This window comes from Tranquillimonas alkanivorans (assembly GCF_900115595.1).
GTDB lineage: Bacteria > Pseudomonadota > Alphaproteobacteria > Rhodobacterales > Rhodobacteraceae > Tranquillimonas > Tranquillimonas alkanivorans.
In genome coordinates this window covers 360,658-381,045 of the sequence record NZ_FOXA01000001.1, presented here as the reverse complement: position 1 = coordinate 381,045, position 20,388 = coordinate 360,658, and the positions used below count along the sequence as shown (strand labels likewise).

The window sequence follows — 20,388 nt, the reverse complement described above, 5'->3', positions numbered from 1 at the left end:
TCAGCCGGCGTCGATCCAGCCGTCCCACCACGCGCCCCAGCGCTTGGCGAGGCACTTGGGCCTTTCGGCCAGCAGGCGCGCACCGAGGGCGAAGGCGTCGGACTCAAGGCGCTCCATCTCGGCTTTGGCGGCCTTGTCGAGGGCGTTGATCGTCCCCTTCGGCAGGGGAGCGCCGGGCAGGCGGGCGCGGAACTCCACCAGGTCGTGGTGGTCGCCCAGGAGCTCGGCGAGCCGGCCGGCGGCGTCGATGTGGGGGGCGGTCATCTCGGGCCAGAGGTTCTTGAGCAGTCGGGCGTGGTACCAGTGGTATTTCACGCGCTTGCGCCAGTCGTGCATGTCCACGGGCGTGCGGCTCTTTTCAGCCACTTCCATCGCGTCGCGGGCGCGTTTGTAGGTGCGCTTCAGGCCGTCCTCGATCGCGTCCCAGCCCTTGGCCTCGAGCGTCCACCTTTCGAGCCCGTCGCGCGTGGCCTTCAGCGCGTCGCGCAGGCCCGAGAGCCGGTCCTGCACGTCCGGGCGATCGGCCTGGGCCTGGCGTTCGAGCGTGAACTGGCGGCGGAGCGGCGCAGCGGCGCTGCGGTCGAAGCCGTCGGGCTGCGCCTCCATCAGCCGGTCGTAGCATTCGATCATCGCGGTGGCGTCGCGGAAGTCCGACACCAGCCGCGCGGCGTCGCGGAGATAGGCGTTTTCGGAGGAATAGACCGGCAGTGCGGGGCGGACGAGGCGGATCAGGCCGCGTACCTTCTTCACGCGCTTGCGGGCGTCGTGGACGGCCTCGTGCACGCCGTCCTCCTGCGTCTCGAGCGACTTGATCCCCTTGCCGAGCTGGTCGTGGGCGATGGCGCGGATGCCGTCCCCGAGCTTGGGGTGCGACGCCTTGAGGCTGTAGACCACGGTTTCCCCCTTTCCTGCGGGCGCCGGGCGATCCGATCGGCGGCGCGGTGCGTATCACGCGGCAGGGCAGACGAGGAGGTTTCCCATGCTGCGTATCCTGACGCTGTGTCTTTCGCTGATCCTGCCCGGCTGGGCGGCGACGGCGCAAGACGGCCCGGCGATCGAGGGCGTGATCTCGGACCAGATGGAGGCGTTCCGGGCGGACGACTTCGCGACCGCTTTCACCTTCGCCTCGCCGGGCATCCGGTCGATGTTCGGTACACCCGAGCGCTTCGGCGCGATGGTGACCAGCGGCTACCCGATGGTGCACCGTCCGGCGGAGGTGACGTTCCTGGATCTGCGCGAGGTTGGCGGGCGGTGGTGGCAGAAAGTGTTGATCCGCGACGGAAGCGGCACCTTCCACACGCTCGACTACCAGATGGTGCGGACGAAAAACGGCTGGCAGATCAACGGCGTACGTATCCTTCAGGCGGCGCAGGTCGGCGCGTGATCCGGCACCGTGCGGTGGTTTGAGAGGGCGTTCATTCCGCCTTGGTAAAACCTTTCCCGAACCGGGCGGCCGATCCGCCCGTTGAAACCGCGGCCGCCGCGACGGGGAGGGAACGAGATGAACAAGGTGATCACCGACGGCCTGGAGCTGATGCCGCCCGCCTTCGCCGGCGGGCTGGACGTCTGGTCGAGCGGGGACGGGACGCCCGGAACGGCGACCTATGACGGGGCGGCGAACGCGGCCTTCGTGCCGTCGGACCAGGATTTCGGCGGGGCCTTGGAGGTGTCGAAGACCGAGGACCTGCAAAGGCTGAGGTATACCGGGGAAACGCCGATCCTGCCGGGGTGCTATCTGCGGATCCGGGCGCGGGTGAAGGCCGTGTCGGGCAACCTGCCGTCGGTGCGCATCGCCAGCTGGGCGGGCGCGCCGGGCGGCGGGCACGTGGAGGGGCTGGTCGAGACTGGCCCCTCGGTCGCGCTGACCGAATACGGGACGGTCGTCGAGGTGTCGGCCATTGTGGGGGTCGGGGACCGCACCGGCGTCGACATGGCCTGGGGGCGCGCACCGGCCTATGGCCATTTCGGACTGGACCTGACCGGGCTGAACGGCGGCGTGGTGCGGATCGACGACATCGTGATCGAGGATATCACCAGCGCCTTCCTGCGCGACCTGATGGACTGGGTGGACGTTCGCGACTTCGGGGCGAAGGGCGACGGATCGACCGACGACAGCGCCGCCTTCCTGGCCGCCGACGCGGTGGCGGACGGGCGGTCGGTGCTGGTGTCGGAGGGGACGTTCCGGCTGGCCGATCACGTGACGCTCGAGGCGCCGGTGCGCTTCCAGGGGACGGTGACGATGCCGGCGGACAAGCGGCTGGTGCTGCGCGGCGGCTTCGACCTGCCGACCTATATCGACGCATTCGGGGACGAGGTGGCAGGATTCCGCAAGGCGTTCCAGGCGCTGCTGGCGAGTTCGGACCACGAGAGCCTGGACATGGGCGGGCGGCGCGTCGAGATCGACGGTCCCATCGACATGGCCGCCGCCGCGCCGGGGGAAGAGACGTTCGAGATCCGCCGCGTGATCCGCAACGGGCAGTTCAACGTGAAGGACGGCGCCGGCTGGGACGTGGGGCAGGTGACATCGACCGCCACCTACGCGACGAGCAATCCGCGGGTGCTGAGCGACGTGGCCAATGTCGCCAACATTGAGGTCGGATCGCTGGTGACCGGGCAGGGCGTGGGTCGCGAGGTGTATGTCCGAGACAAGAACGTGGGCGCAGGCAAGGTGACCCTGTCGCAGCCGCTTTACGGCGCGGCGTCGAGCCAGAGCTATACCTTCACGCGCTTTCGCTATGCGCTGGATTTCAGCGGCTTCGCCAAGCTGTCGAAGTTCACGCTGACCGACATCGAGTTCCAGCTCGACGGGCGGGCCTCGGGCATCCTGCTGGCGCCGGAGGGCGAAACGTTTCACGTGAAGGATTGCTTCGTCACCAAGCCGAAGGACCGCGGTATCACCTCGATCGGGCGGGGGTGCCAGGATCTGCAGATCGACCGGTGTCACTTCATCTCGGCGGAGCAGTCGCTGCCGGCGACCGAGCGCGACTCGGTCGGGTTCAACGTGAACGCCAACGACGCCAAGATCCGCGACAGCCGGTTCCAGCGGCTGGGCACCACCATGGTGCTGTTCGGCAACGGGCACCTGCTGGTGGGCAACCACTGGTTCCAGGGCGACAACGTGCCCAACGGGCCGCGCACGGCGGGGATCGTGCTGACCGAGACCAACGTGAAGACGGTGATCACGGGCAATTACCTCGACAACTCGTTCCTCGAGTGGACGAACGAACATGACCCGGCGCCGGCCTTCGGCAACGAGTATTCGTTCGGGGGGCTGTCGCTGACCGGGAACATCTTCACCGCCAACGACGTGGCGCCGTGGTTCTCGTGGCTGGTGATCAAGCCGTTCGGGCCGGGGCACTTCGTGCAGGGGCTGAACGTGACCGGCAACACGTTCAAGGCGCTGAACGGCGCGGTCGAGCGGGTCGAGCGGGTGGACGATTCCATCGCCGGCCTCGACTTCGCGCGCACGCGGCTGGTGACCTTCGCGGGCAACAGCTTCAACGCCGTGGACCAGGAGACGGTGAACCCCGCGACGGTGGAGTTCGATCAGCCGGACGCGGCGCGGGCGTGGACGCTGGATGCCTCGGGTTATCTGCCGTTCGGCGGCTGGTCGCGGACCGTCAGCGCGGTGGTTCCCGAGGGGGAGCTGACGGATGGCGCGGGAGAGGCGGTGTTCGACATGCCCTCGGTCACGCCGAACCACGGGGCCGGGAGCAACCTGGTCAAGCTGGGCTGGCGCGTGCCGACGAAGGGGCGCGTTCAGGTGACGGTCCGGGCCGACAAGCCGGTTTAGAGGCCGAGATCCGCGGGCGTCAGGCGGTAGGCCTTGCCGAAGCCGGCGTTGAGGAAAGCGGCGGCGACGTCGAAGCGGACGAAGCGGAAGTCGGCGAAATCCACGTAGAGCTGCGCCTTGGGATGCTGGGCGAGGTACGTGATGCGGAGGTCCGGGTGATCCGGGCCGTCGCGATCCACGAAGCGGGCGGTGGCCTGCAACGTCAGGCGAGGGTGGGTGAGCGGGTCGCCCCGCTCGCCCGGTTCGCCGAGCAGGAGCGAGGCGCGCGGATCGGCGCGCAGGGCGGCGGTGTGGCCCGAGAGGTCCGAGATCAGCGTCAGCGGGACGCCGTCGGGGGGACGCGCGAAGGCGATGCGGGTGACGGACGGCGCGCCGGAGGCGTCGAGGGTGCCGAGCGCAGCGTGGCGGGACGTGCTCGCCAGCTTGAGGGCCAGCGCGCGGGCGTCGTCGTCTGCGGGGCGGACGGGATCGGTGTTCATCGGGGTGCAGGATAGGCGGGCTGGGCAGCGGCGTCATCCCTCAGAACTCCAGCCAGGTTCCGGCCGACAGGGCGGCGGTGCCGCCTTCGGGCCGCCAGAGCGCGCCGGCGCGAACTTTCAGCCGCGTGTTGACCGGATGGACGTAGGATGGCGCGAGGGTCCAGAGCGTGCCGTCGGGGCCGTCGTGGCCGCGCAGCTGGAGGATGGCGTGGGCGCCGCCGTCGAGGGTGAGGCCGAGGGTCGTGTCGGCCCCGTGCTCGGGCGGCGAAAGGGCGTTCCAGTCTCGGCGCAGGGCGAGTTCGGCCCAGCCGGGGCCGGCGGGCGTGTCGAACCCGCGTCCGACGGCGACGCCGACGCGGGTGAAGCTTTCGGTCCAGATGCCATCCTGCCGCCGCAGGCCGCTGCCGAGGGTGACGCTTGCGGCGAAGGGGCTGGGAGCGGGAAGCGCGCGGCGGGTGAAGGCGAGGGCCTCGGTCTCGCCCGCCGTTCGGCCGTACTTCAGCCCGAGCGTCCATCCTCGGGGAAAGCCCCGTTCGCCGTAGAACTCGGCGTGCAAGGTGTCGTCCGTCCACCGTTCCCAGGACAGGGCGGCGAAGATCTCGCCCGCCGGGCGCGGCCATGCCTCGGCCCACGAGACGGCGGGGCAGAGGGCGAGAAGGAGGACGAGAACGGCGCGCATTAAACTCTCCGGTCAGGTGCGGAGACTTTTCGGCAGATTGTCCTAATCCGCGGTTAAGCCGATCGCGACCGCGCCGACGTCCGTGCTAGGCTGCCGCTGAAGGAGGACCGCTTATGCCCAACATTTCCGCCGATGCCGCGCACCAGACGGTCATCACGACGTTCGACGTCAATCCGGGCACCTGCCAGGACCTGCTGGACGAATTGAAGAGCGCCTATGACGATTTCATCTCGCGACAGCCGGGGTTTCTGGGTGCGGGGCTGCACGTGAACGACGCGCAGACGCGGATCGCCAACTACTCGCAGTGGCGACGGCGCGAGGATTTCCTGGCGATGCTGCGCTCGGACGAGATGCGGCGGCGCAACCGGCGCTTCACCGACCTGTGCCGCAGCTTCGAGCCGGTGATGTACGACGTCGCGGCGGTCTACGAAGGCTGACCTTGCGGCAACTTTTTGCCGATGCCGCGCGACGTTACGCGCAGAACGGACGGGCTGGTGTAAGCTCGTTCGGGCGCCGGGTGCATGGCGCGGGAGCGAGGGGCAAGAGATGAACAGGTCGAATACGCTCATCATCATCGTCGCGGTGGTCGTCGTGGTAATCCTCGGCTGGTGGTGGCTGGCCGCCGGGGACGACACCGTGGTCGGGGAGCCCGAGGTGGTGGAAGAGCCCGCCGACGTCGATGTGGTGGAAGAGCCCGCGGACGTCGAGGTCGTGGAGTAGCTTTCGCCGCGACGCGTCGGCATGCTAGCCTCTCCGCCGGAACCGACGGAGGGACGCATGGAAGGTTTTCTCGACGCGCTGGGCACGGTGGCGCTGATCCTGCTGGTGCTGGTGGGCCTTCTGGCCGGCTGGATCGCGAGCGTGATCGCCGGGGGCCACCGGGTGCGCTACATGGCGCTGGGCGTGGCGGGGGCGGTCGTGCTGCCGTTCCTGCTGGCGGCGCTGGGATTGGGAATACTCGCGGCCGGAGGGCTGCTGGCGATCCTGGCGGTCGCGCTGATCGGGGCGGTGATCGTGCTGGTGGTGGCCAAGGCGGTGTTCGACTGAGCCGCGTTGCGGCGGGCAAGGCTTCGGGAAATCAGGAACTTCTTCCGCCCTCGGGCGTCGAGTCGGCGAAGTCCGAGACGCACGGAGGGGCACAATGAACCGCGGATACATCGGCATCATCATCCTCGCCGCGATCGTGATCCTGATCGCCGGCTGGTATTTCTGGGATACCGAGGAAGAGGTCGTCGGCTCGGGCGAAGAGGTCGAAGTCGTGGAATGACCGGGGGCCGGGGCGTCGCGGATCAGGTTTCACGCGTGGAGCCGTAGCCGTCCCTCGGCCTGTAATCCCCGCGAAAGCGGGGATCTCATGCCGCCCGTGCGAGCCGTCGGGAGGTACCCGCTTTCGCGGGTATGACAGCGGGCGGCTGGTGGAGCGGCGCGCCCGCCACCGGAATGCGCGGCACAGCCGCGCATCGCGCGCGACCCGCCCCCAGGGCGGGCGCGAGGGGCGTTGCCGAGCGTCGCAGGGGCAATTCCAGGGGTAAGCCGGCAAGTGTTCAGGGCCCGTCACGTCACCCCTTCTTCCGCCTCTTAACATTTCCCCCGCGCTGCCCCGGCCGCCCCGCCGTGGACCGGCCCGAGGCCGCCACGGCTGCTTCGGAGGCCTTCTCGACCGCCTGCTGGCGGGCGAGCGGGTCGTCGTGGACGGCGAGGTCTACGGCTTCGAGGCGCTTGATCTCGTCGCGCAGGCGGGCCGCTTCCTCGAACTCCAGGTTCTCGGCCGCCTTGCGCATGTCGGTGCGCAGGCCGTCGAGCACCGCTTGCAGGTTCGCGCCGGCCATGGGCTTGTCGATCTTGGCCGTCACCCGGCTCATGTCGGTATCGGCGGGGTAGAGGCCGGCGAGCACGTCCTCGACGTTCTTCTTGATCGTCGCGGGGGTTATGCCGTGTTCCTCGTTATAGGCGATCTGCTTCTCGCGCCGGCGCTCGGTCTCGCGCAGGGCGCGCTCCATCGAGCCGGTGATGCGGTCGGCGTACATGATGACGCGACCTTCCGAGTTCCGGGCGGCGCGGCCGATGGTCTGGATCAGCGAGGTCTCGGAGCGCAGGAAGCCCTCCTTGTCGGCGTCGAGGATCGCGACCAGCCCGCATTCCGGGATGTCGAGGCCTTCGCGCAGCAGGTTGATACCCACCAGCACGTCGAAGGCGCCCAGGCGCAGGTCGCGCAGGATCTCGATCCGCTCGATCGTATCGATGTCGGAGTGCATGTAGCGCACGCGGATGCCCTGTTCGTGCAGGTATTCCGTCAGGTCCTCGGCCATGCGCTTGGTGAGCACGGTGCAGAGTGTGCGGTAGCCGGCGGCCGAAACCTTGCGGATCTCGTCGAGGAGGTCGTCGACCTGCATCTCGACCGGCCGGATCTCGACCTGCGGGTCCAGAAGGCCGGTGGGGCGGATGACCTGCTCGGTGAAGACGCCGCCGGTCTGCTCAAGCTCCCACGCCGCCGGGGTGGCCGACACGAAGACGGATTGCGGGCGCATGGCGTCCCATTCCTCGAACTTCAGCGGGCGGTTGTCCATGCAGGAGGGCAGGCGGAAGCCGTGCTCGGCCAGCGTGAACTTGCGGCGGTAGTCGCCCCGGTACATGCCGCCGATCTGCGGCACGCTGACGTGGCTTTCGTCGGCGAAGACGATGGCGTTGTCGGGGATGAACTCGAACAGCGTCGGGGGCGGCTCGCCCGGCGCGCGGCCGGTGAGGTAGCGGGAGTAGTTCTCGATCCCGTTGCAGACGCCCGTGGCCTCAAGCATCTCGATATCGAAGTTGGTGCGCTGCTCGAGCCGCTGGGCCTCCAGCAGCTTGCCCTCGGCCACCAGCTGGTCGAGCCGCTGGCGCAGCTCTTTCTTGATCTGCTGGATCGCCTGGTTGAGCGTCGGGCGCGGCGTGACGTAGTGCGAGTTCGCGTAGATGCGGATCTTGTCGAAGCTGCCGGTCTTCTCGCCGGTGAGCGGATCGAACTCGGTGATCGCTTCCAGTTCGTCCCCGAAGAAGGAAAACCGCCAGGCGCGGTCCTCGAGGTGGGCGGGGAAGACTTCGAGCACGTCGCCGCGCACCCGGAAGCTGCCGCGCTGGAACGCCTGGTCGTTGCGGCGATACTGCTGCGCCACGAGGTCGGCCATGATCTGGCGCTGCTCGTATTCGTGGCCCACGTGCAGATCGACCGTCATGGCGTTGTAGGTCTCGACCGAACCGATGCCGTAGATGCACGAGACCGAGGCGACGATGATCACGTCGTCGCGCTCCAGAAGCGCCCGGGTGGCCGAGTGGCGCATCCGGTCGATCTGCTCGTTGATCTGGCTCTCCTTCTCGATATACGTGTCCGACCGCGGGACGTAGGCTTCGGGCTGGTAGTAGTCGTAGTAGCTGACGAAGTACTCGACCGAGTTGTCCGGGAAGAACTGCTTGAACTCGCCGTAAAGCTGCGCTGCCAGCGTCTTGTTGGGGGCGAGGATGATGGCGGGGCGCTGCGTCTCCTCGATCACCTTGGCCATGGTGAAGGTCTTGCCCGTGCCGGTCGCGCCCAGAAGCACCTGGTCGCGTTCGCCGTCGCGCACCCCTGTGCTCAGCTCGGCGATGGCCGTGGGCTGGTCGCCGGCGGGGGCATATTCGGTCTTCATCACGAAGCGCTTGCCGCCCTCGAGCTTGGGCTTGGTCAGCACGTCGGGGCGGTGCATCGGCATGTCGGTGGTGTTGTGCGGCATCCATCGTCTCCGGAAGGTGCCCCTAACATGGACATGTGCGCGGCCGGGACAAGGCGGCGCGGCGTGTGTAGGGCGATGCACAACCTTAGGTATAAAAATGATTGACCGGATCGCGCGCGTTGGCTACGCCTCGGGGTGTCGAAGGCTCGCCGCCCGGTCAGCACCCAACCCCGACCGCTCACCGGCCGGTCGGCGGGTTCTTCGGTCCGATCCCCTTGCGTCGGGGGCGGAAATTCCCGATACAGCCGGGGACGTATTCCGGAGGACCGAGCGATGCCCGCGCGTATCTACAAGCCCTCGAGAACGGCCATGTCCTCGGGCACGGCCCGCACCAAGAAATGGGTCCTGGACTTCGCGCCCGACGAGCGGCGCGAACTTGACCCGCTGATGGGCTGGACCAGCTCGGGCGACACTCAGGCCCAGGTCCGCCTGACCTTCGACACGAAGGAAGAGGCGCTGGAATACGCCGAGGCGCACGGCATCGACGCCGTCGTGCTCAAGCCCAAGCAGCGCCGCGCCAACGTCCGCCCCCGCGGCTACGGCGAAAACTTCGCCACCGACCGCCGGGGCGCGTGGACGCACTGAGGCCGCGCCGCGGCCCGCGATCTGCGGGTTCGAGGAACCTGTCGACATTCTCCCGGTGATGGCGTTCTCTGCGCCCGACGAAAAAGATCCGCCCTGCGAGGGCGGCTACCGGAGGAAATGACCGATGATCGACACACAGCCCGGCCTGCTTGACGAGATCCGCGACCGCTTCGCGCATGTCGAGGACTGCCCCTTCCAAGGGGAGCGCGTGTTCTTTGAGAATGCGGGCGGGGCGCTGACGCTGAAGTCGGTGGTCGAGACCTCGGCGAAGTTCGCCGCCATTCCCGACAATCCGGGCCGCGACAACCCGGCGGGGCAGGCGGCGGTCGAACTCATCGCCCGCGCCAAGGACGACATGGCGACGTTCTTCAATGCGCCGGGTGGCCAGTTCATCGCGGGCGAAAGCGGTACCGAGCTGCTGTTCCGGCTGATAGGCGCGGCCTGCCTGGGCACTCCTGCGGACGGGCGGGTGCTGGGCTCGACGCTGGAACACCCCGCCACGCGCTCGGCCGCGAACCGGTATGCGCCGATCGGCGGCAAGGCGCACGTGCTGGTCGCGCATGACGACGCCACCGGCTCCGTCGACGCGGCGGCCTATCGTCCCGAGATCACGGCAGACACCCGCGTCGCCACCATCCTGCACACTTCGCCCGTCACCGGCATGGGCGTGGACGTGGCCGCGATCGCCGCCGCCATCCGCGAAGTGGCGCCGGAGTGCTACATCATCGTGGATGGTATCCAGCACGCCGCGCATGGCCGGCTGGACCTCGACGCGCTGGGTGTCGATGGCTACGTGATCTCTCCCTACAAGGTATTCTCGCGCCACGGGTACGGCATCGCGTGGCTGTCGGACCGGCTGGCCGCGCTGCCGCATGACGGGCTGATGAACGCCCCCGGCGCCCCGTGGGAGCTGGGCACCCGCGACGCGGGGGCCTATGCCGCCTTCTCGGACGTGGTGGCCTATTTCGACTGGCTGGGCGGGCGCGTCAGCGACCACGACGACCGGCGCGCGCGCATCGTCGCGGCGGGCGAGGCGATCCACGCGCAGGAGAAGGCGCTGACCGAGGCGATGCTGCACGGCGCGGGCAACCTGCCGGGGCTGGCAAGCTACGAGGGCGTCACCATCCTCGGCGGGGTCGAGAACCCGCGGCGCGAGGGGCTGGTGTCGTTCGCGCTGGCGGGCCGGGACGCGGGCGACATCGTCGCCGCGCTGAACAAGGCCGGGGTGCGGACCCATATACGCAAGGCGGACCATTACTCGGGCAACATCCTCGACCCGCTCGGGATGCAAAGCTGCGTTCGCGTGTCGATGTGCCACTACAACACCGAGGCCGAGGTCGTCCGCTTCCTCGCCGCGATGCGCGACATCGCCCGCGCGGCCTGAGGGCCCGCGTTCAGCCGGCGCGGGCCGATCCCGCGCCGGCGCGCCGGGCGATCCGGGCCTCGAGCCGCACCAGCGCGTCGTAGATCAGCACCGCGAACAGGCCCACGATCAGCCCCCCTTGAAGCACGAAGGCCGTGTTGTTGGTCAGCAGCCCGGCGATGATGACCTCGCCCAGCGTGCGCGCCGCGACGGTCGAGCCGATGGTTGCGGTTCCAAGGCCGATCACCACCGACAGCCGGACGCCCGCCAGGATAACCGGCGCGGCGAGCGGCAGCTCCACCTGCCAAAGCCGCTGGAACCGGCCCATCCCCATGCCCCGTGCGGCTTCAAGCGTGCGCGGGGGCAGGGTGGACAAAGCCGTCATCGCGTTCTCGAAGATCGGCAGAAGGCCGTAGAGGAACAGCGCCACCAGCGTCGGCCAGGCGCCGAAGCCCAGCATCGGGACGGCCAACGCCAGGACGGCGACGGGCGGAAAGGTCTGTCCCACGTTGGTGAGGGTGCGCGACAGCGGCCGGAACGCCGCACCCGCCGGGCGGGTGACGAGGATGGCCAGCGTCACGGCGACCAGCGCGGCGAGCGAGGACGCCGCCGCCACCAGCCCCAGGTGGCTGAGCGACAGCGACAGGAGCGACACGCGGTCATAAATCACCGGCCCGCGCTCGGGCGCGAAGGGCGCGAAGACGGGCGCGAATGCGTGTGGCCACAGCACCAGGGCCACGAGCAGCAGCGACAGCGCCGTGCGCAGGACGCCTCCTGCCGTCACGCCCGGTGCTCCACCCGCCCGCGGATCGCGTCGAGCGTGATGCGCCCGACCACCGCGCCGCCACGCTCCACCGGCACCGCGTCGCGCCCGGTCCACAGGCATGCGGACAGGGCGTCGCGCAGGCTCGCCCCCTCGGGCACGGGGTCGCCTCCGGCCGCGCCCGGCTCGACCAGCCCGCGCACGGGGATCAGCGACAGAAGCCGCATCGGCCGCTCGGCATCGCCCACCATCTCGGCGACGAAGGCGTTGGCGGGGCGGGCGACGATCTCTTCCGGCGGGCCGTGCTGCACCAGCCGGCCGCCGTCCATGACGCCGACGCGGTCGCCCAAGCGGATCGCTTCCTCCATGTCGTGGGTGACCAGCACGATGGTCGATCCGAGCTTTTGCTGGATCGCGCGCAGATCCTCCTGCGCGCGGCCCCGGATGATCGGGTCGAGCGCGCCAAAAGGTTCGTCCATCAGCAGAAGGTCGGGGCGCGAGGCCAGCGCGCGCGCCACGCCGACGCGCTGCTGCTGCCCGCCCGACAGCTCGGCCGGGTAGCGGTCGCGGAAGGCGGCGGGCTCCATCCCGAACAGCGTCAGAAGCTCGTCCACCCGCCGCGCGATCTTGTCCTTCGGCCAGCCCAGCAGACGCGGCACGGCGGCGATGTTGCGAGCGACGGTGTGGTGCGGGAACAGGCCGTGCCCCTGGATGGCATAGCCGATGCGGCGGCGCAGTAGGTGCGTGGGGATGTCGCGCGTGACCTCGCCGTTGATGCGCACCTCGCCCGAGCTCGGCTCGACCAGCCGGTTGATCATCCGCAGAAGCGTCGTCTTGCCTGACCCCGAGGTGCCGACGATCACGGTGATCGTGCCGGTCTCGACGGTCATGGAAACCTCGTCCACGACCGTCGTGTCGTCATAGACCTTGGTGATCCTGTCGATCTCGATCATGCGCTCTCTCGCTTCGGGGTGCGGCGGGCGAAGTCCACCAGGATGTCCATGAGGATGGCCGAGACCAGCGCCAGCACCACGGTCGGCAGCGCGCCCAGCAGGATCAGGTCGGTCGCGGTCTGGTTCAGCCCCTGGAACACGAAAGTGCCGAAACCGCCGCCGCCGATCAGGCCCGCGATGACGGCAAGGCCCACGTTCTGCACCAGCACGATGCGCAGCCCCGCCAGGATGACGGGCAGCGCCAGCGGCAGCTCGATGCTCCACAACCGCTGCCGGTCAGTCATGCCCATGCCGCGCGCCGCCTCGACCGCCGCGGGCGGCGCGGCGTCGAGCCCGGCCACGGTGTTGGCGACCACCGGCAGCAGCGAATAGAGCAGCAGCGCCAGGAACGCGGGCGCGAAGCCGATGCCGGCGATGCCGATCTCCTGCGCGCCGGGCACCGTCGCCGCGACCCAGGCCAGCACCGGGATCATGATGCCGAACATGGCGAGCGAGGGGATTGTTTGCAGGAAGCTCAGCACCGGGATGGCGAGCGACCGCAGCCGGGCCCGCCGGTGACAAAGGATGCCCAGCGGGAAGCCGATGGCCGCGGCGGCGGCGAGCGACCCGAGCGCCAGCGCGACGTGGCGTGCGGCGGCGGTGCGAAAGCCCGCGACCCGGCCGCGATACTCCTGCATGATCGACAGCTCCGACAGCGCCCCCGAGGCCAGCAGTGCCGCCAGCCCCACGAGGAACAGCGCCAGAAGCCCCAGCCTCAGTCGCGGGCCCGGCCGCAGCGCGGACAGGGCGTCGGCCATCAGCATCATGAAGACCAGCAGCAGGCACCAGAACCCGGCCGCCGGCGACACGCGCGCCAGATCGCCCGCGTCCACCAGCAACGCACCGGCCCCGCGCGACAGAAGCAGCACGAGGCCCGCGAGACCCAGAAGGCTGCCCCCCAGTCGCCACCACGGCCGCGCCGCCTGAAGCCCCAGCGCGACGCCCGCGACCATCGCCGCCAGGGCGATCGCGGTGGTCACGGGCCCGGCGACACCCCAGACCGGCACCGCGTCGCCCGCAACGATGCGGTTCGCGCGCAGGGTCGCGAAGGGCAGCGCCAGCGCCGCCAGTCCAAGGGCCGCGAAAAGAAGCCCCGGAGGCGACAGCCCCCGGAGCCGGCCCGCGACAGACGGCTGCGTCGAAATCAGTCCAGCACCCCGGTCTGCGTCAGGTAATCGCGCGCCACGGCCTCGGCCGGTTCGCCACCGACCTGGATGCGGCCGTTGAGCTTCTGAAGCGTCGCCATGTCGAGCCCGGAGAAGATCGGGTTCAGAACGTCGGGGATCGACGGGTACTCGTCCAGCACCTCGGCCCGCACGATCGGCGTCGGCTCATAGACCGGCTGCACGCCCGCGTCGTCCTCCATCACGACAAGGCCCGTGGCGCCCACGCCCCCATCGGTGCCATAGACCATCGCGGCGTTGACGCCCGACGTGCCGCGCGCGGCCGCCTGGATCGTCGCCGCCGTGTCGCCGCCCGACAGGATCACCGTCTGATCCTCGCCCAGGTCGAAGCCATAGGTTTCCTCCATCGCCGGAAGCACGGCGGGGGAGGACACGAACTCGGTCGAGGCCGCCAGCGTCACGTCGCCGCCGTTCGACACCCACTCGCCGAAATCGCTCATGGTGGTCAGGTCGTTTTCCTCGGCCACCGGGCCGGTCACGGCGATGGCCCAGGTGTTGTTGGCCGGGGCGGAGTCGAGCCACACCACGTCGTTCGCCTCGGCGTCCAGCTCACGCGCGCGTTCGAGCGCGGCGTCGGCGTTCTTCCAGACGTCGCTGTCGGCCTCGTTGAAGAAGAATGCGGCGTTGCCCGTGTACTCGGGATAGATGTCGATTTGCCCGGCCAGCAGAGCCTCGCGCACGACCTGCGTGCCGCCCAGTTGCAGCCGCCGCTCCACGGGAAGGCCCGCATCCTCGAGCGCGAGGGCGATCATGTTGCCCAGCAGCCCGCCCTCGGTGTCGATCTTGGACGATACGGTGATGTCGGCCTGCGCCGGGGCCGCGAGCCCGGCGGCGAGCCCCGCGGCGGCGAGAAGGGATGTCCGGATCATGGTGTCTCAGCTCCTGAAGAACGGTGTTTCGTCTAACCTAGACGCCTGTGCCTGCACGGCAATCCGGGATCCGGGGCCGCACGGACAGGCCGGATCACTCCGGCTCGCCGGTGTCCTCGCGCGTGATCACGCCGCACGCGATGCGCGGACCGCTGTCGCCGGCGGGCTGGGTCGTGTAGTCGTCGGACCCTGCATGGATGACGACCGCCGCGCCGTCTTCGTCGAACAGGTGGTCGCTCACGTCCAGGCGCGGGTTGAACATCTCGACGTTCACGATGCCCGCGTCGCCGGCCACCACGTTGGGCAGATCGCCCGGATGCGGCCCGCCCTCGACCATGATGCCGTGCTCGCGCCCGTCAGCCACGTGGCCCCCGGCGGACTCGAAGCCGGGGGGCTCGCATTCTCCGACCTCGTGGATATGAACGCCGTGCGTGCCCTCGGGGATGCCGTTGACGGCAAGCACCAGCGACGTCACGCCCGACGGCGTCTGTTGCACGTAGAGCGTGCCGATGAAGGTGCCGTCGCTGTCATGGATCTCGGCCTTCGCGGCCTCGAGCCCGAGCGTCACCTGTCCCCACGCGGCAGAGGCGCCGAGCGTGGCGGCGCAGGCGAGCGATGCGGTGGTGCGAAGCATCTGAATCTCCTTCCTGAAGGTCAGGAGGAGAACGGACGGCCCCCGTTGATGTTCCGCCCCGCGCCCTTGCCTTTCGCGCCGCGCCGCGCCAAACAGGACCGGTCCCGCCCGCGTGGCGCGGACACCGGCGTCCGCCCGCACCGGAGGCCCCGTAGCTCAACTGGATAGAGCAGGCGACTTCTAATCGCCAGGCTGAGGGTTCGAGTCCTTCCGGGGTCGCCAACCCGCTGTTCCGCCGCGACACCGGCGGGGTCGCGCAGGGCTCTGCCTTGTTGCGGCCGCTGCGGCGGTCTATGTGGCTTGGCATGATGCGCTTCGTTCCGTTCGTGAAAAAACAGCCCATGGTGGCCGTCCTGCGTATGCAGGGCATGATCGCTACCGGTGGGCCGGGGCGTCTGAACGACGCCACGCTCGCCCCCCTGATCGAGAAGGCCTTCCGCCGCGGCAAGCCCGCGGCCGTGGCGCTGCTGATCAACTCTCCGGGTGGCAGCCCGGCGCAGTCCTCTCTCATCTCGCGCCGCATCCGGCGGCTGGCCGAGGAGAAGCGGGTGCCCGTGCTGGCCTTCGTCGAGGACGTGGCGGCCTCGGGCGGCTACTACATCGCCTCGGCGGCCGACGAGATCTGGGCCGACGAGAACTCGATCCTGGGCTCGATCGGCGTGATCTCGGCCGGGTTCGGCTTCAACAAGTTCATCAATCGGTACGGGATCGAGCGGCGGGTCTATACCGCCGGCGAGTCCAAGAGCCTGCTGGACCCGTTCCAGCCCGAGAAGGCCGACGACGTGGCCCGGCTGGAGGAATTGCAGGAGCAGATCCACGCGGGCTTCATCCGCCACGTCCGCGACCGGCGCGGGGCACGGCTGGCCGCGCGCGACGACCTGTTCACCGGCGAGATCTGGGTGGGCGAGCAGGCCCGCGAGGTCGGGCTGATCGACGGCATCGGCCACCTCGTCCCAACAATGAAGGAACGCTTTGGAGACAAGGTGCGCTTCAGCGTCTACCAGCAGCGCCGCCCGCTTCTGGGCCGCTTCGGCATGGGGCTGCTGCACAGCGCGCTGGGCGAGATCGAGGATCGCGCCGGCTTCGCGCGGTACGGGCTGTGACGTGATGATCAAGATCGTCAGCCTGTTCCTGATCGCCATGCTGGTGCTGGCCATGTTCGGCCGTCTGCGCTTCCCCGGGCAGAAGAAGCTGACATCGATGAAATGCGACCGGTGCGGACGGTACCGCATCGGCAAGGGGCCCTGCGCCTGCGGCAAGAGCAAGACCTGACACATGACCGATTTCCTGCTGGCGGGCCTTGGCCTGGTTATCCTCCTTTTGGCCGGCGATTCGCTGGTGCGCGGCGCGGTGAACGTGTCGCTGCGCCTGGGCGTGCCGGCGCTGCTGGTCAGCCTGACGGTCGTGGCCTTCGGCACCTCGGCGCCCGAGCTTCTGATCGGCGTCAGCGCCGTGCTCGAGAATGCGCCGGGCATCGCCATGGGCAACGTCGTGGGCTCGAACACCGCGAACATCCTTCTGGTGCTGGGGATTCCCGCCATCGTCTCGGGGCTCAGGACGGATGAGTGCAACACGACCAAGAGCTACGTGGTCATGCTGTTGGCCTCGGTCCTGTTCATCGGTATCTGCTTTATGGGCCCGATCACCTGGGTGCACGGGCTGGTCCTTCTGGCGGCGCTGGCGCTGATCCTGGGCGACCAGACGCGCGAGGCGCTGGCCCACCGAAAGAACGGCAAGGCCGCCGCGGTCGAGGAGGAAGAGGTCGAGGGCGCCGACCCCGAGATGCGGTGGCCCAAGATCCTGATCTTCCTGGTGCTGGGCCTGATCGGCCTGCCGCTGGGCGCGGACCTGCTGGTGGACGCCTCGACCAGCATCGCGCAGCGCTTCGGCGTCAGCGACACGGTGATCGGCCTGACGCTGGTGGCCATCGGCACCTCGCTGCCCGAACTTGCCACGACCGTCATGGCCGCGCTGCGCAAGCAGGCCGACGTGGCGCTGGGCAACGTCATCGGGTCGAACATGTTCAACCTGCTGGCCATCATCGGCATCACCAGCCTGGTGGGCACGATCCCCGTGGGGCGCGAATTCCTGACGCTGGATTTGTGGGTGATGCTGGGCGCGTCGCTGCTGCTGGGACCCTTCGTGCTGCGGGGCTGGACCATGACGCGGACCTGGGGCGTGATCTTGACCGCGCTCTACGTCGCTTACCTTTGGCTGATCATCAGCTGACACGAGGACAGGCATGAAACAGAAGCGGGCACTGGTCACGGGCGCGGGCAAACGGCTCGGCCGGGCGATGGCGCTGTACCTGGGCGACCGCGGCTTCGACGTCGCGGTGCACTACAACGGATCGGACGACGCCGCCGAGGAGGTGGCCGAGACCATCCGCGGCATGGGCCGCACCGCGCAGGCGCTACAGGCGGACCTGCTGGACGAGGACGCGGTGCAGGGCCTTCTGCCCCGCGCGGCCGAGGCGCTGGGCGGGCCGGTGACGCTGCTGGTCAACAACGCTTCAATCTTCGACTGGGACGATATCCGCAGCGCCACCCGCGACAGCTGGGACCGGCACATGGAAAGCAATCTGCGCGCGCCCTTCGTGCTGATCCAGACGCTTGCCGCGCAGGCCCCCGAGGCCGAGACCGACGAGGCCGGAGAGCCGCTGGCCAGCGCGCTGGCCATCAACATGATCGACCAGCGGGTGCGCAAGCTGACGCCCGGCTTCATGACCTACACGCTTGCCAAGGCGGGACTGTGGACGTTGACGCGGACGGCGGCTCAGGCGCTGGCCCCGCAGGTGCGCGTGAACGCCATCGGCCCCGGCCCGACGCTGCAGGGTGCGCGGCAGAGCGATCAGCACTTCGCCGCGCAGCGCGCCGCCACCGTTCTGGGCCGCGGATCGAACCCCGCCGACATCACCGGCGCGCTAGGTTACTTCATCGACGCGCCCGGCGTCACGGGGCAGCTTTTGTGCACCGATGGCGGGCAGCACCTGGGATGGAAGACACCCGACGTGCAGGGGCCGGAATAAACGATCGTCGCGCCCCTGCGGAAAGTTTTGCACCGTTGCGCGGAGACGGGCCGCGCGGCGGTGCAGACCTCCGGAAATTCGCATTTTGTCCGGGTGATTGAAAAAATGTTCAGAAATAACAGATGCTTAAGTAATTGCCTAAAAAGTAGGCAGACCGGTGAGCCGCTGCTGAATCAAGGAAAAATCGCAGATACCAAAACTTTGTCCGCAAAGTTATCCCTAGAAACGGTGGACATGTTTCCCCTTGCCGCAGACCCCGTATGATTGCAGCCCCCCGAGAATCGTGAAGGAATCATGAAGGCCAGCGGATGAGCAGCACCGACACCGACAGGCCCATCGGCCACGCCTGCATCCAGTCGTATCTGAGAACGCTCGACAGCTCGCCGGGCGTCTACCGGATGCTCGATGCCATGGGCGCGGTGCTCTATGTCGGCAAGGCGCGGAACCTGAAGAACCGGGTGTCGAACTATGCCCGTCCGGCCGGGCACAGCCCGCGCATCGCGCGGATGATCTCGGAAACCGCGTCGATGATGTTCCTCACGACGAAAACCGAGACCGAGGCGCTGCTGCTCGAGCAGAACCTCATCAAGCAGCTCAAGCCGCGCTACAACGTGCTGCTGCGCGACGACAAGTCGTTCCCGAACATCCACGTCACCACTGACCACGCCTTCCCGCAGATCAAGAAGCACCGCGGCGCGAAGAAGGAGAAGGGCGCGTATTACGGCCCGTTCGCCAGCGCCGGGGCGGTGAACCGCACGCTGAACCAGCTGCAAAAGGTGTTCCTGCTGCGCAACTGCTCGGATTCGGTGTTCGAAAGCCGTACGCGCCCCTGTCTGCTGTACCAGATCAAGCGCTGCTCGGCTCCCTGCGTCGGTTACATCTCGGACGCCGACTACGGCGCGCTGGTCTCCGACGCCGAACGTTTCCTGCAGGGCAAGAGCACCCGCGTGCAAGGCCAGCTTGCGAAAGAGATGGAAGAGGCGAGCGAGGCGATGGAGTTCGAGCGCGCCGCCGCGCTGCGCGACCGTATCCGCGCGCTGACGCAGGTGCAGTCGTCGCAGGGCATCAACCCGCAGGGCGTGGCCGAGGCCGACGTCATCGCGCTCCACATGGAGGGCGGGCAGGCCTGCGTTCAGGTATTCTTCATCCGCGCGAACCAGAACTGGGGCAACCGCGACTACTATCCCAAGACCGGCTCGGGCGCGGACGCGGCCGAGGTCATGCAGGGCTTCCTCGGCCAGTTCTACGACGACAAGGAGCCGCCGCGCATGGTGCTCCTGTCCGACGACATCCCCGACGCCGACCTCATGGCCGACGCGCTGTCACAGAAGGCGGGGCGGAAGGTCGAGATCGCGGTCCCCAAGCGCGGCGAGAAGTTCGAACTGGTCACCGGCGCGCTGCGCAACGCGCGCGAAAGCCTCGCCCGCAAGATGTCGGAAACGGCGACGCAGGCGAAGCTGCTCAAGGGGCTGGCCGAGGCGTTCGACCTCGACGCGCCGCCCGAGCGGATCGAAGTCTACGACAACTCGCACATCCAGGGCACCAACGCCGTGGGCGGCATGATCGTGGCCGGCCCCGAGGGGCTGATGAAGAACCAGTACCGCAAGTTCAACATCCGCGGCGACGAACTGACGCCGGGCGACGACTTCGGCATGATGAAAGAGGTCCTGACCCGCCGCTTCAAGCGCCTGCTGAAAGAGGACCCGGACCGCGAGCAGGGCAACTGGCCCGACCTTCTGCTGATCGACGGCGGGGCAGGGCAGGTCAGCGCAGTGCACGAGATCATGGTCGAGATGGGGGTCGAGGACATCCCGATGGTCGGCGTGGCCAAGGGCATCGACCGTGACGCCGGCAAGGAGGAGTTCCACCGCCCCGGCAAGCCCGCCTTCGCCCTGCGCCACAACGACCCGGTGCTCTATTTCGTCCAGCGCCTGCGGGACGAGGCCCACCGCTTCGCCATCGGCGCCCATCGCCAGAAGCGCTCCAAGGCCGTCGGCGCGACGCCCCTCGACGAGGTCCCCGGCGTCGGCGCCACCCGCAAACGTGCGCTTCTGGCGCATTTCGGCAGCGCCAAGGCCGTCAGCCGCGCCAACCTCGCCGACCTCAAGGCCGTCGACGGCATCAGCGCCGGCCTTGCCGAAAAGATCTACGACTTCTTTCACGAGAGGGGGTGAGGCGCGCCCGGAAAATGGTCCAGTGGACCGTTTTCAGCGCCGAACTCGCAGAGCGCCGGGAAGGCGCCGTCCCGGACGCGTTGCACCTTTTCAGGCGCG

Annotated in this window: 22 protein-coding genes and 1 tRNA gene; 14 read left to right on the top strand and 9 right to left on the bottom strand. The window is 68.8% G+C overall.

Going from position 1 to position 20,388, the window contains the following annotated elements; translation table 11 throughout:
• Positions 1 to 894 (bottom strand): CHAD domain-containing protein, encoded by an 894-nt coding sequence (locus tag BM162_RS01915; RefSeq protein ID WP_093416927.1) that lies wholly within the window; start codon positions 892 to 894, stop codon positions 1 to 3.
• 85 nt (positions 895 to 979) lie between these two features.
• Between BM162_RS01915 and BM162_RS01910 the strand changes: the two genes are divergently transcribed.
• Together BM162_RS01910 and BM162_RS01905 are read left to right on the top strand one after the other, a co-directional pair.
• Positions 980 to 1,384 (top strand): DUF4864 domain-containing protein, encoded by a 405-nt coding sequence (locus BM162_RS01910; RefSeq protein WP_093416924.1) that lies wholly within the window; start codon positions 980 to 982, stop codon positions 1,382 to 1,384.
• Between the two features lie 117 nt (positions 1,385 to 1,501).
• Complete coding sequence (locus BM162_RS01905; protein ID WP_093416922.1) at positions 1,502 to 3,793, top strand: glycosyl hydrolase family 28-related protein; 2,292 nt, start codon at positions 1,502 to 1,504, stop codon at positions 3,791 to 3,793.
• Here the strand turns inward: BM162_RS01905 and BM162_RS01900 are convergent.
• A complete protein-coding gene (locus BM162_RS01900; RefSeq protein ID WP_093416919.1) occupies positions 3,790 to 4,272 on the bottom strand; it encodes a HugZ family pyridoxamine 5'-phosphate oxidase in 483 nt (160 codons plus the stop codon). The genes BM162_RS01905 and BM162_RS01900 overlap by 4 nt on opposite strands.
• Before the next feature lie 40 nt (positions 4,273 to 4,312).
• The gene (locus BM162_RS01895) at positions 4,313 to 4,951 is read right to left on the bottom strand and encodes a hypothetical protein (RefSeq protein ID WP_093416917.1); all 639 of its coding nucleotides are present in this window, start codon (positions 4,949 to 4,951) and stop codon (positions 4,313 to 4,315) included.
• A 113-nt stretch (positions 4,952 to 5,064) separates the two neighbouring features.
• On the opposite strand from BM162_RS01895, the gene BM162_RS01890 reads away from it, so the two are divergent.
• The 4 genes from BM162_RS01890 (at position 5,065) to BM162_RS23445 (ending at position 6,218) form a co-directional block, all read left to right on the top strand.
• Positions 5,065 to 5,388 (top strand): antibiotic biosynthesis monooxygenase family protein, encoded by a 324-nt coding sequence (locus BM162_RS01890; protein WP_093416914.1) that lies wholly within the window; start codon positions 5,065 to 5,067, stop codon positions 5,386 to 5,388.
• A 109-nt stretch (positions 5,389 to 5,497) separates the two neighbouring features.
• Positions 5,498 to 5,671: a hypothetical protein gene (locus BM162_RS22675; RefSeq protein ID WP_177215015.1), complete on the top strand. Its 174-nt coding sequence runs from the start codon at positions 5,498 to 5,500 to the stop codon at positions 5,669 to 5,671.
• Between the two features lie 57 nt (positions 5,672 to 5,728).
• A complete protein-coding gene (locus BM162_RS01885) occupies positions 5,729 to 5,998 on the top strand; it encodes a GlsB/YeaQ/YmgE family stress response membrane protein (protein WP_093416912.1) in 270 nt (89 codons plus the stop codon).
• Positions 5,999 to 6,092: 94 nt separating this feature from the next.
• Entirely contained in the window at positions 6,093 to 6,218 is a 126-nt protein-coding gene (locus BM162_RS23445; protein WP_281243756.1) for a hypothetical protein, read from the top strand.
• 292 nt (positions 6,219 to 6,510) lie between these two features.
• On the opposite strand, the gene uvrB is transcribed toward BM162_RS23445, so the two are convergent.
• On the bottom strand, positions 6,511 to 8,697 hold the full coding sequence (gene uvrB, locus BM162_RS01880; protein WP_093416909.1) for an excinuclease ABC subunit UvrB: 2,187 nt from the start codon (positions 8,695 to 8,697) through the stop codon (positions 6,511 to 6,513).
• A 273-nt stretch (positions 8,698 to 8,970) separates the two neighbouring features.
• Here uvrB and BM162_RS01875 point away from each other — a divergent pair, with 273 nt between their 5' ends.
• Positions 8,971 to 9,282 (top strand): ETC complex I subunit, encoded by a 312-nt coding sequence (locus BM162_RS01875; protein ID WP_093416907.1) that lies wholly within the window; start codon positions 8,971 to 8,973, stop codon positions 9,280 to 9,282.
• A gap of 124 nt (positions 9,283 to 9,406) precedes the next feature.
• Positions 9,407 to 10,666: an aminotransferase class V-fold PLP-dependent enzyme gene (locus tag BM162_RS01870; RefSeq protein WP_093416904.1), complete on the top strand. Its 1,260-nt coding sequence runs from the start codon at positions 9,407 to 9,409 to the stop codon at positions 10,664 to 10,666.
• 10 nt (positions 10,667 to 10,676) lie between these two features.
• Here the strand turns inward: BM162_RS01870 and BM162_RS01865 are convergent, their stop codons facing one another.
• From BM162_RS01865 to BM162_RS01845, 5 genes are all read right to left on the bottom strand, one after another.
• A complete protein-coding gene (locus BM162_RS01865; RefSeq protein ID WP_093416902.1) occupies positions 10,677 to 11,429 on the bottom strand; it encodes an ABC transporter permease in 753 nt (250 codons plus the stop codon).
• Positions 11,426 to 12,361, bottom strand: a complete 936-nt coding sequence (locus BM162_RS01860; protein ID WP_093416899.1) for an ABC transporter ATP-binding protein — start codon at positions 12,359 to 12,361, stop codon at positions 11,426 to 11,428. The genes BM162_RS01865 and BM162_RS01860 overlap by 4 nt, the downstream gene beginning before the upstream one ends.
• Entirely contained in the window at positions 12,358 to 13,506 is a 1,149-nt protein-coding gene (locus BM162_RS01855; protein ID WP_093416896.1) for an ABC transporter permease, read from the bottom strand. The genes BM162_RS01860 and BM162_RS01855 overlap by 4 nt, the downstream gene beginning before the upstream one ends.
• A gap of 38 nt (positions 13,507 to 13,544) precedes the next feature.
• Positions 13,545 to 14,453 (bottom strand): glycine betaine ABC transporter substrate-binding protein OsmF, encoded by a 909-nt coding sequence (gene osmF, locus BM162_RS01850; RefSeq protein ID WP_177215013.1) that lies wholly within the window; start codon positions 14,451 to 14,453, stop codon positions 13,545 to 13,547.
• Positions 14,454 to 14,547: 94 nt separating this feature from the next.
• Entirely contained in the window at positions 14,548 to 15,087 is a 540-nt protein-coding gene (locus tag BM162_RS01845) for a superoxide dismutase family protein (RefSeq protein ID WP_093416894.1), read from the bottom strand.
• Between the two features lie 145 nt (positions 15,088 to 15,232).
• Between BM162_RS01845 and BM162_RS01840 the strand changes: the two genes are divergently transcribed.
• From BM162_RS01840 to uvrC, 6 genes are all read left to right on the top strand, one after another.
• A tRNA-Arg gene (locus BM162_RS01840) sits at positions 15,233 to 15,309 on the top strand.
• An 83-nt stretch (positions 15,310 to 15,392) separates the two neighbouring features.
• On the top strand, positions 15,393 to 16,190 hold the full coding sequence (locus tag BM162_RS01835; protein WP_093417771.1) for a S49 family peptidase: 798 nt from the start codon (positions 15,393 to 15,395) through the stop codon (positions 16,188 to 16,190).
• Positions 16,191 to 16,194: 4 nt separating this feature from the next.
• Positions 16,195 to 16,359, top strand: a complete 165-nt coding sequence (locus tag BM162_RS22670) for a hypothetical protein (protein ID WP_177215011.1) — start codon at positions 16,195 to 16,197, stop codon at positions 16,357 to 16,359.
• Positions 16,360 to 16,362: 3 nt separating this feature from the next.
• The gene (locus BM162_RS01830; RefSeq protein ID WP_093416891.1) at positions 16,363 to 17,316 is read left to right on the top strand and encodes a calcium/sodium antiporter; all 954 of its coding nucleotides are present in this window, start codon (positions 16,363 to 16,365) and stop codon (positions 17,314 to 17,316) included.
• A gap of 13 nt (positions 17,317 to 17,329) precedes the next feature.
• The gene (locus BM162_RS01825) at positions 17,330 to 18,115 is read left to right on the top strand and encodes an SDR family oxidoreductase (protein WP_093416887.1); all 786 of its coding nucleotides are present in this window, start codon (positions 17,330 to 17,332) and stop codon (positions 18,113 to 18,115) included.
• 308 nt (positions 18,116 to 18,423) lie between these two features.
• Positions 18,424 to 20,289 (top strand): excinuclease ABC subunit UvrC, encoded by a 1,866-nt coding sequence (gene uvrC, locus BM162_RS01820; RefSeq protein WP_093416884.1) that lies wholly within the window; start codon positions 18,424 to 18,426, stop codon positions 20,287 to 20,289.
• Positions 20,290 to 20,388 lie beyond the last annotated feature (99 nt).

Coding starts and splice junctions, on each gene's coding strand:
- BM162_RS01895 (WP_093416917.1), bottom strand. CDS start 4,951: ATGCGCGCCGTTCTCGTCCTCCTTCTCGCCCTCTGCCCCGCCGTCTCG.
- BM162_RS01845 (WP_093416894.1), bottom strand. CDS start 15,087: ATGCTTCGCACCACCGCATCGCTCGCCTGCGCCGCCACGCTCGGCGCC.
- BM162_RS01900 (WP_093416919.1), bottom strand. CDS start 4,272: ATGAACACCGATCCCGTCCGCCCCGCAGACGACGACGCCCGCGCGCTG.
- uvrB (WP_093416909.1), bottom strand. CDS start 8,697: ATGCCGCACAACACCACCGACATGCCGATGCACCGCCCCGACGTGCTG.
- uvrC (WP_093416884.1), top strand. CDS start 18,424: ATGAGCAGCACCGACACCGACAGGCCCATCGGCCACGCCTGCATCCAG.
- BM162_RS01885 (WP_093416912.1), top strand. CDS start 5,729: ATGGAAGGTTTTCTCGACGCGCTGGGCACGGTGGCGCTGATCCTGCTG.
- BM162_RS22670 (WP_177215011.1), top strand. CDS start 16,195: ATGATCAAGATCGTCAGCCTGTTCCTGATCGCCATGCTGGTGCTGGCC.
- BM162_RS01910 (WP_093416924.1), top strand. CDS start 980: ATGCTGCGTATCCTGACGCTGTGTCTTTCGCTGATCCTGCCCGGCTGG.
- BM162_RS01825 (WP_093416887.1), top strand. CDS start 17,330: ATGAAACAGAAGCGGGCACTGGTCACGGGCGCGGGCAAACGGCTCGGC.
- BM162_RS01830 (WP_093416891.1), top strand. CDS start 16,363: ATGACCGATTTCCTGCTGGCGGGCCTTGGCCTGGTTATCCTCCTTTTG.
- osmF (WP_177215013.1), bottom strand. CDS start 14,453: ATGATCCGGACATCCCTTCTCGCCGCCGCGGGGCTCGCCGCCGGGCTC.
- BM162_RS01890 (WP_093416914.1), top strand. CDS start 5,065: ATGCCCAACATTTCCGCCGATGCCGCGCACCAGACGGTCATCACGACG.
- BM162_RS01870 (WP_093416904.1), top strand. CDS start 9,407: ATGATCGACACACAGCCCGGCCTGCTTGACGAGATCCGCGACCGCTTC.
- BM162_RS01860 (WP_093416899.1), bottom strand. CDS start 12,361: ATGATCGAGATCGACAGGATCACCAAGGTCTATGACGACACGACGGTC.
- BM162_RS22675 (WP_177215015.1), top strand. CDS start 5,498: ATGAACAGGTCGAATACGCTCATCATCATCGTCGCGGTGGTCGTCGTG.
- BM162_RS01835 (WP_093417771.1), top strand. CDS start 15,393: ATGATGCGCTTCGTTCCGTTCGTGAAAAAACAGCCCATGGTGGCCGTC.
- BM162_RS01875 (WP_093416907.1), top strand. CDS start 8,971: ATGCCCGCGCGTATCTACAAGCCCTCGAGAACGGCCATGTCCTCGGGC.
- BM162_RS01905 (WP_093416922.1), top strand. CDS start 1,502: ATGAACAAGGTGATCACCGACGGCCTGGAGCTGATGCCGCCCGCCTTC.
- BM162_RS23445 (WP_281243756.1), top strand. CDS start 6,093: ATGAACCGCGGATACATCGGCATCATCATCCTCGCCGCGATCGTGATC.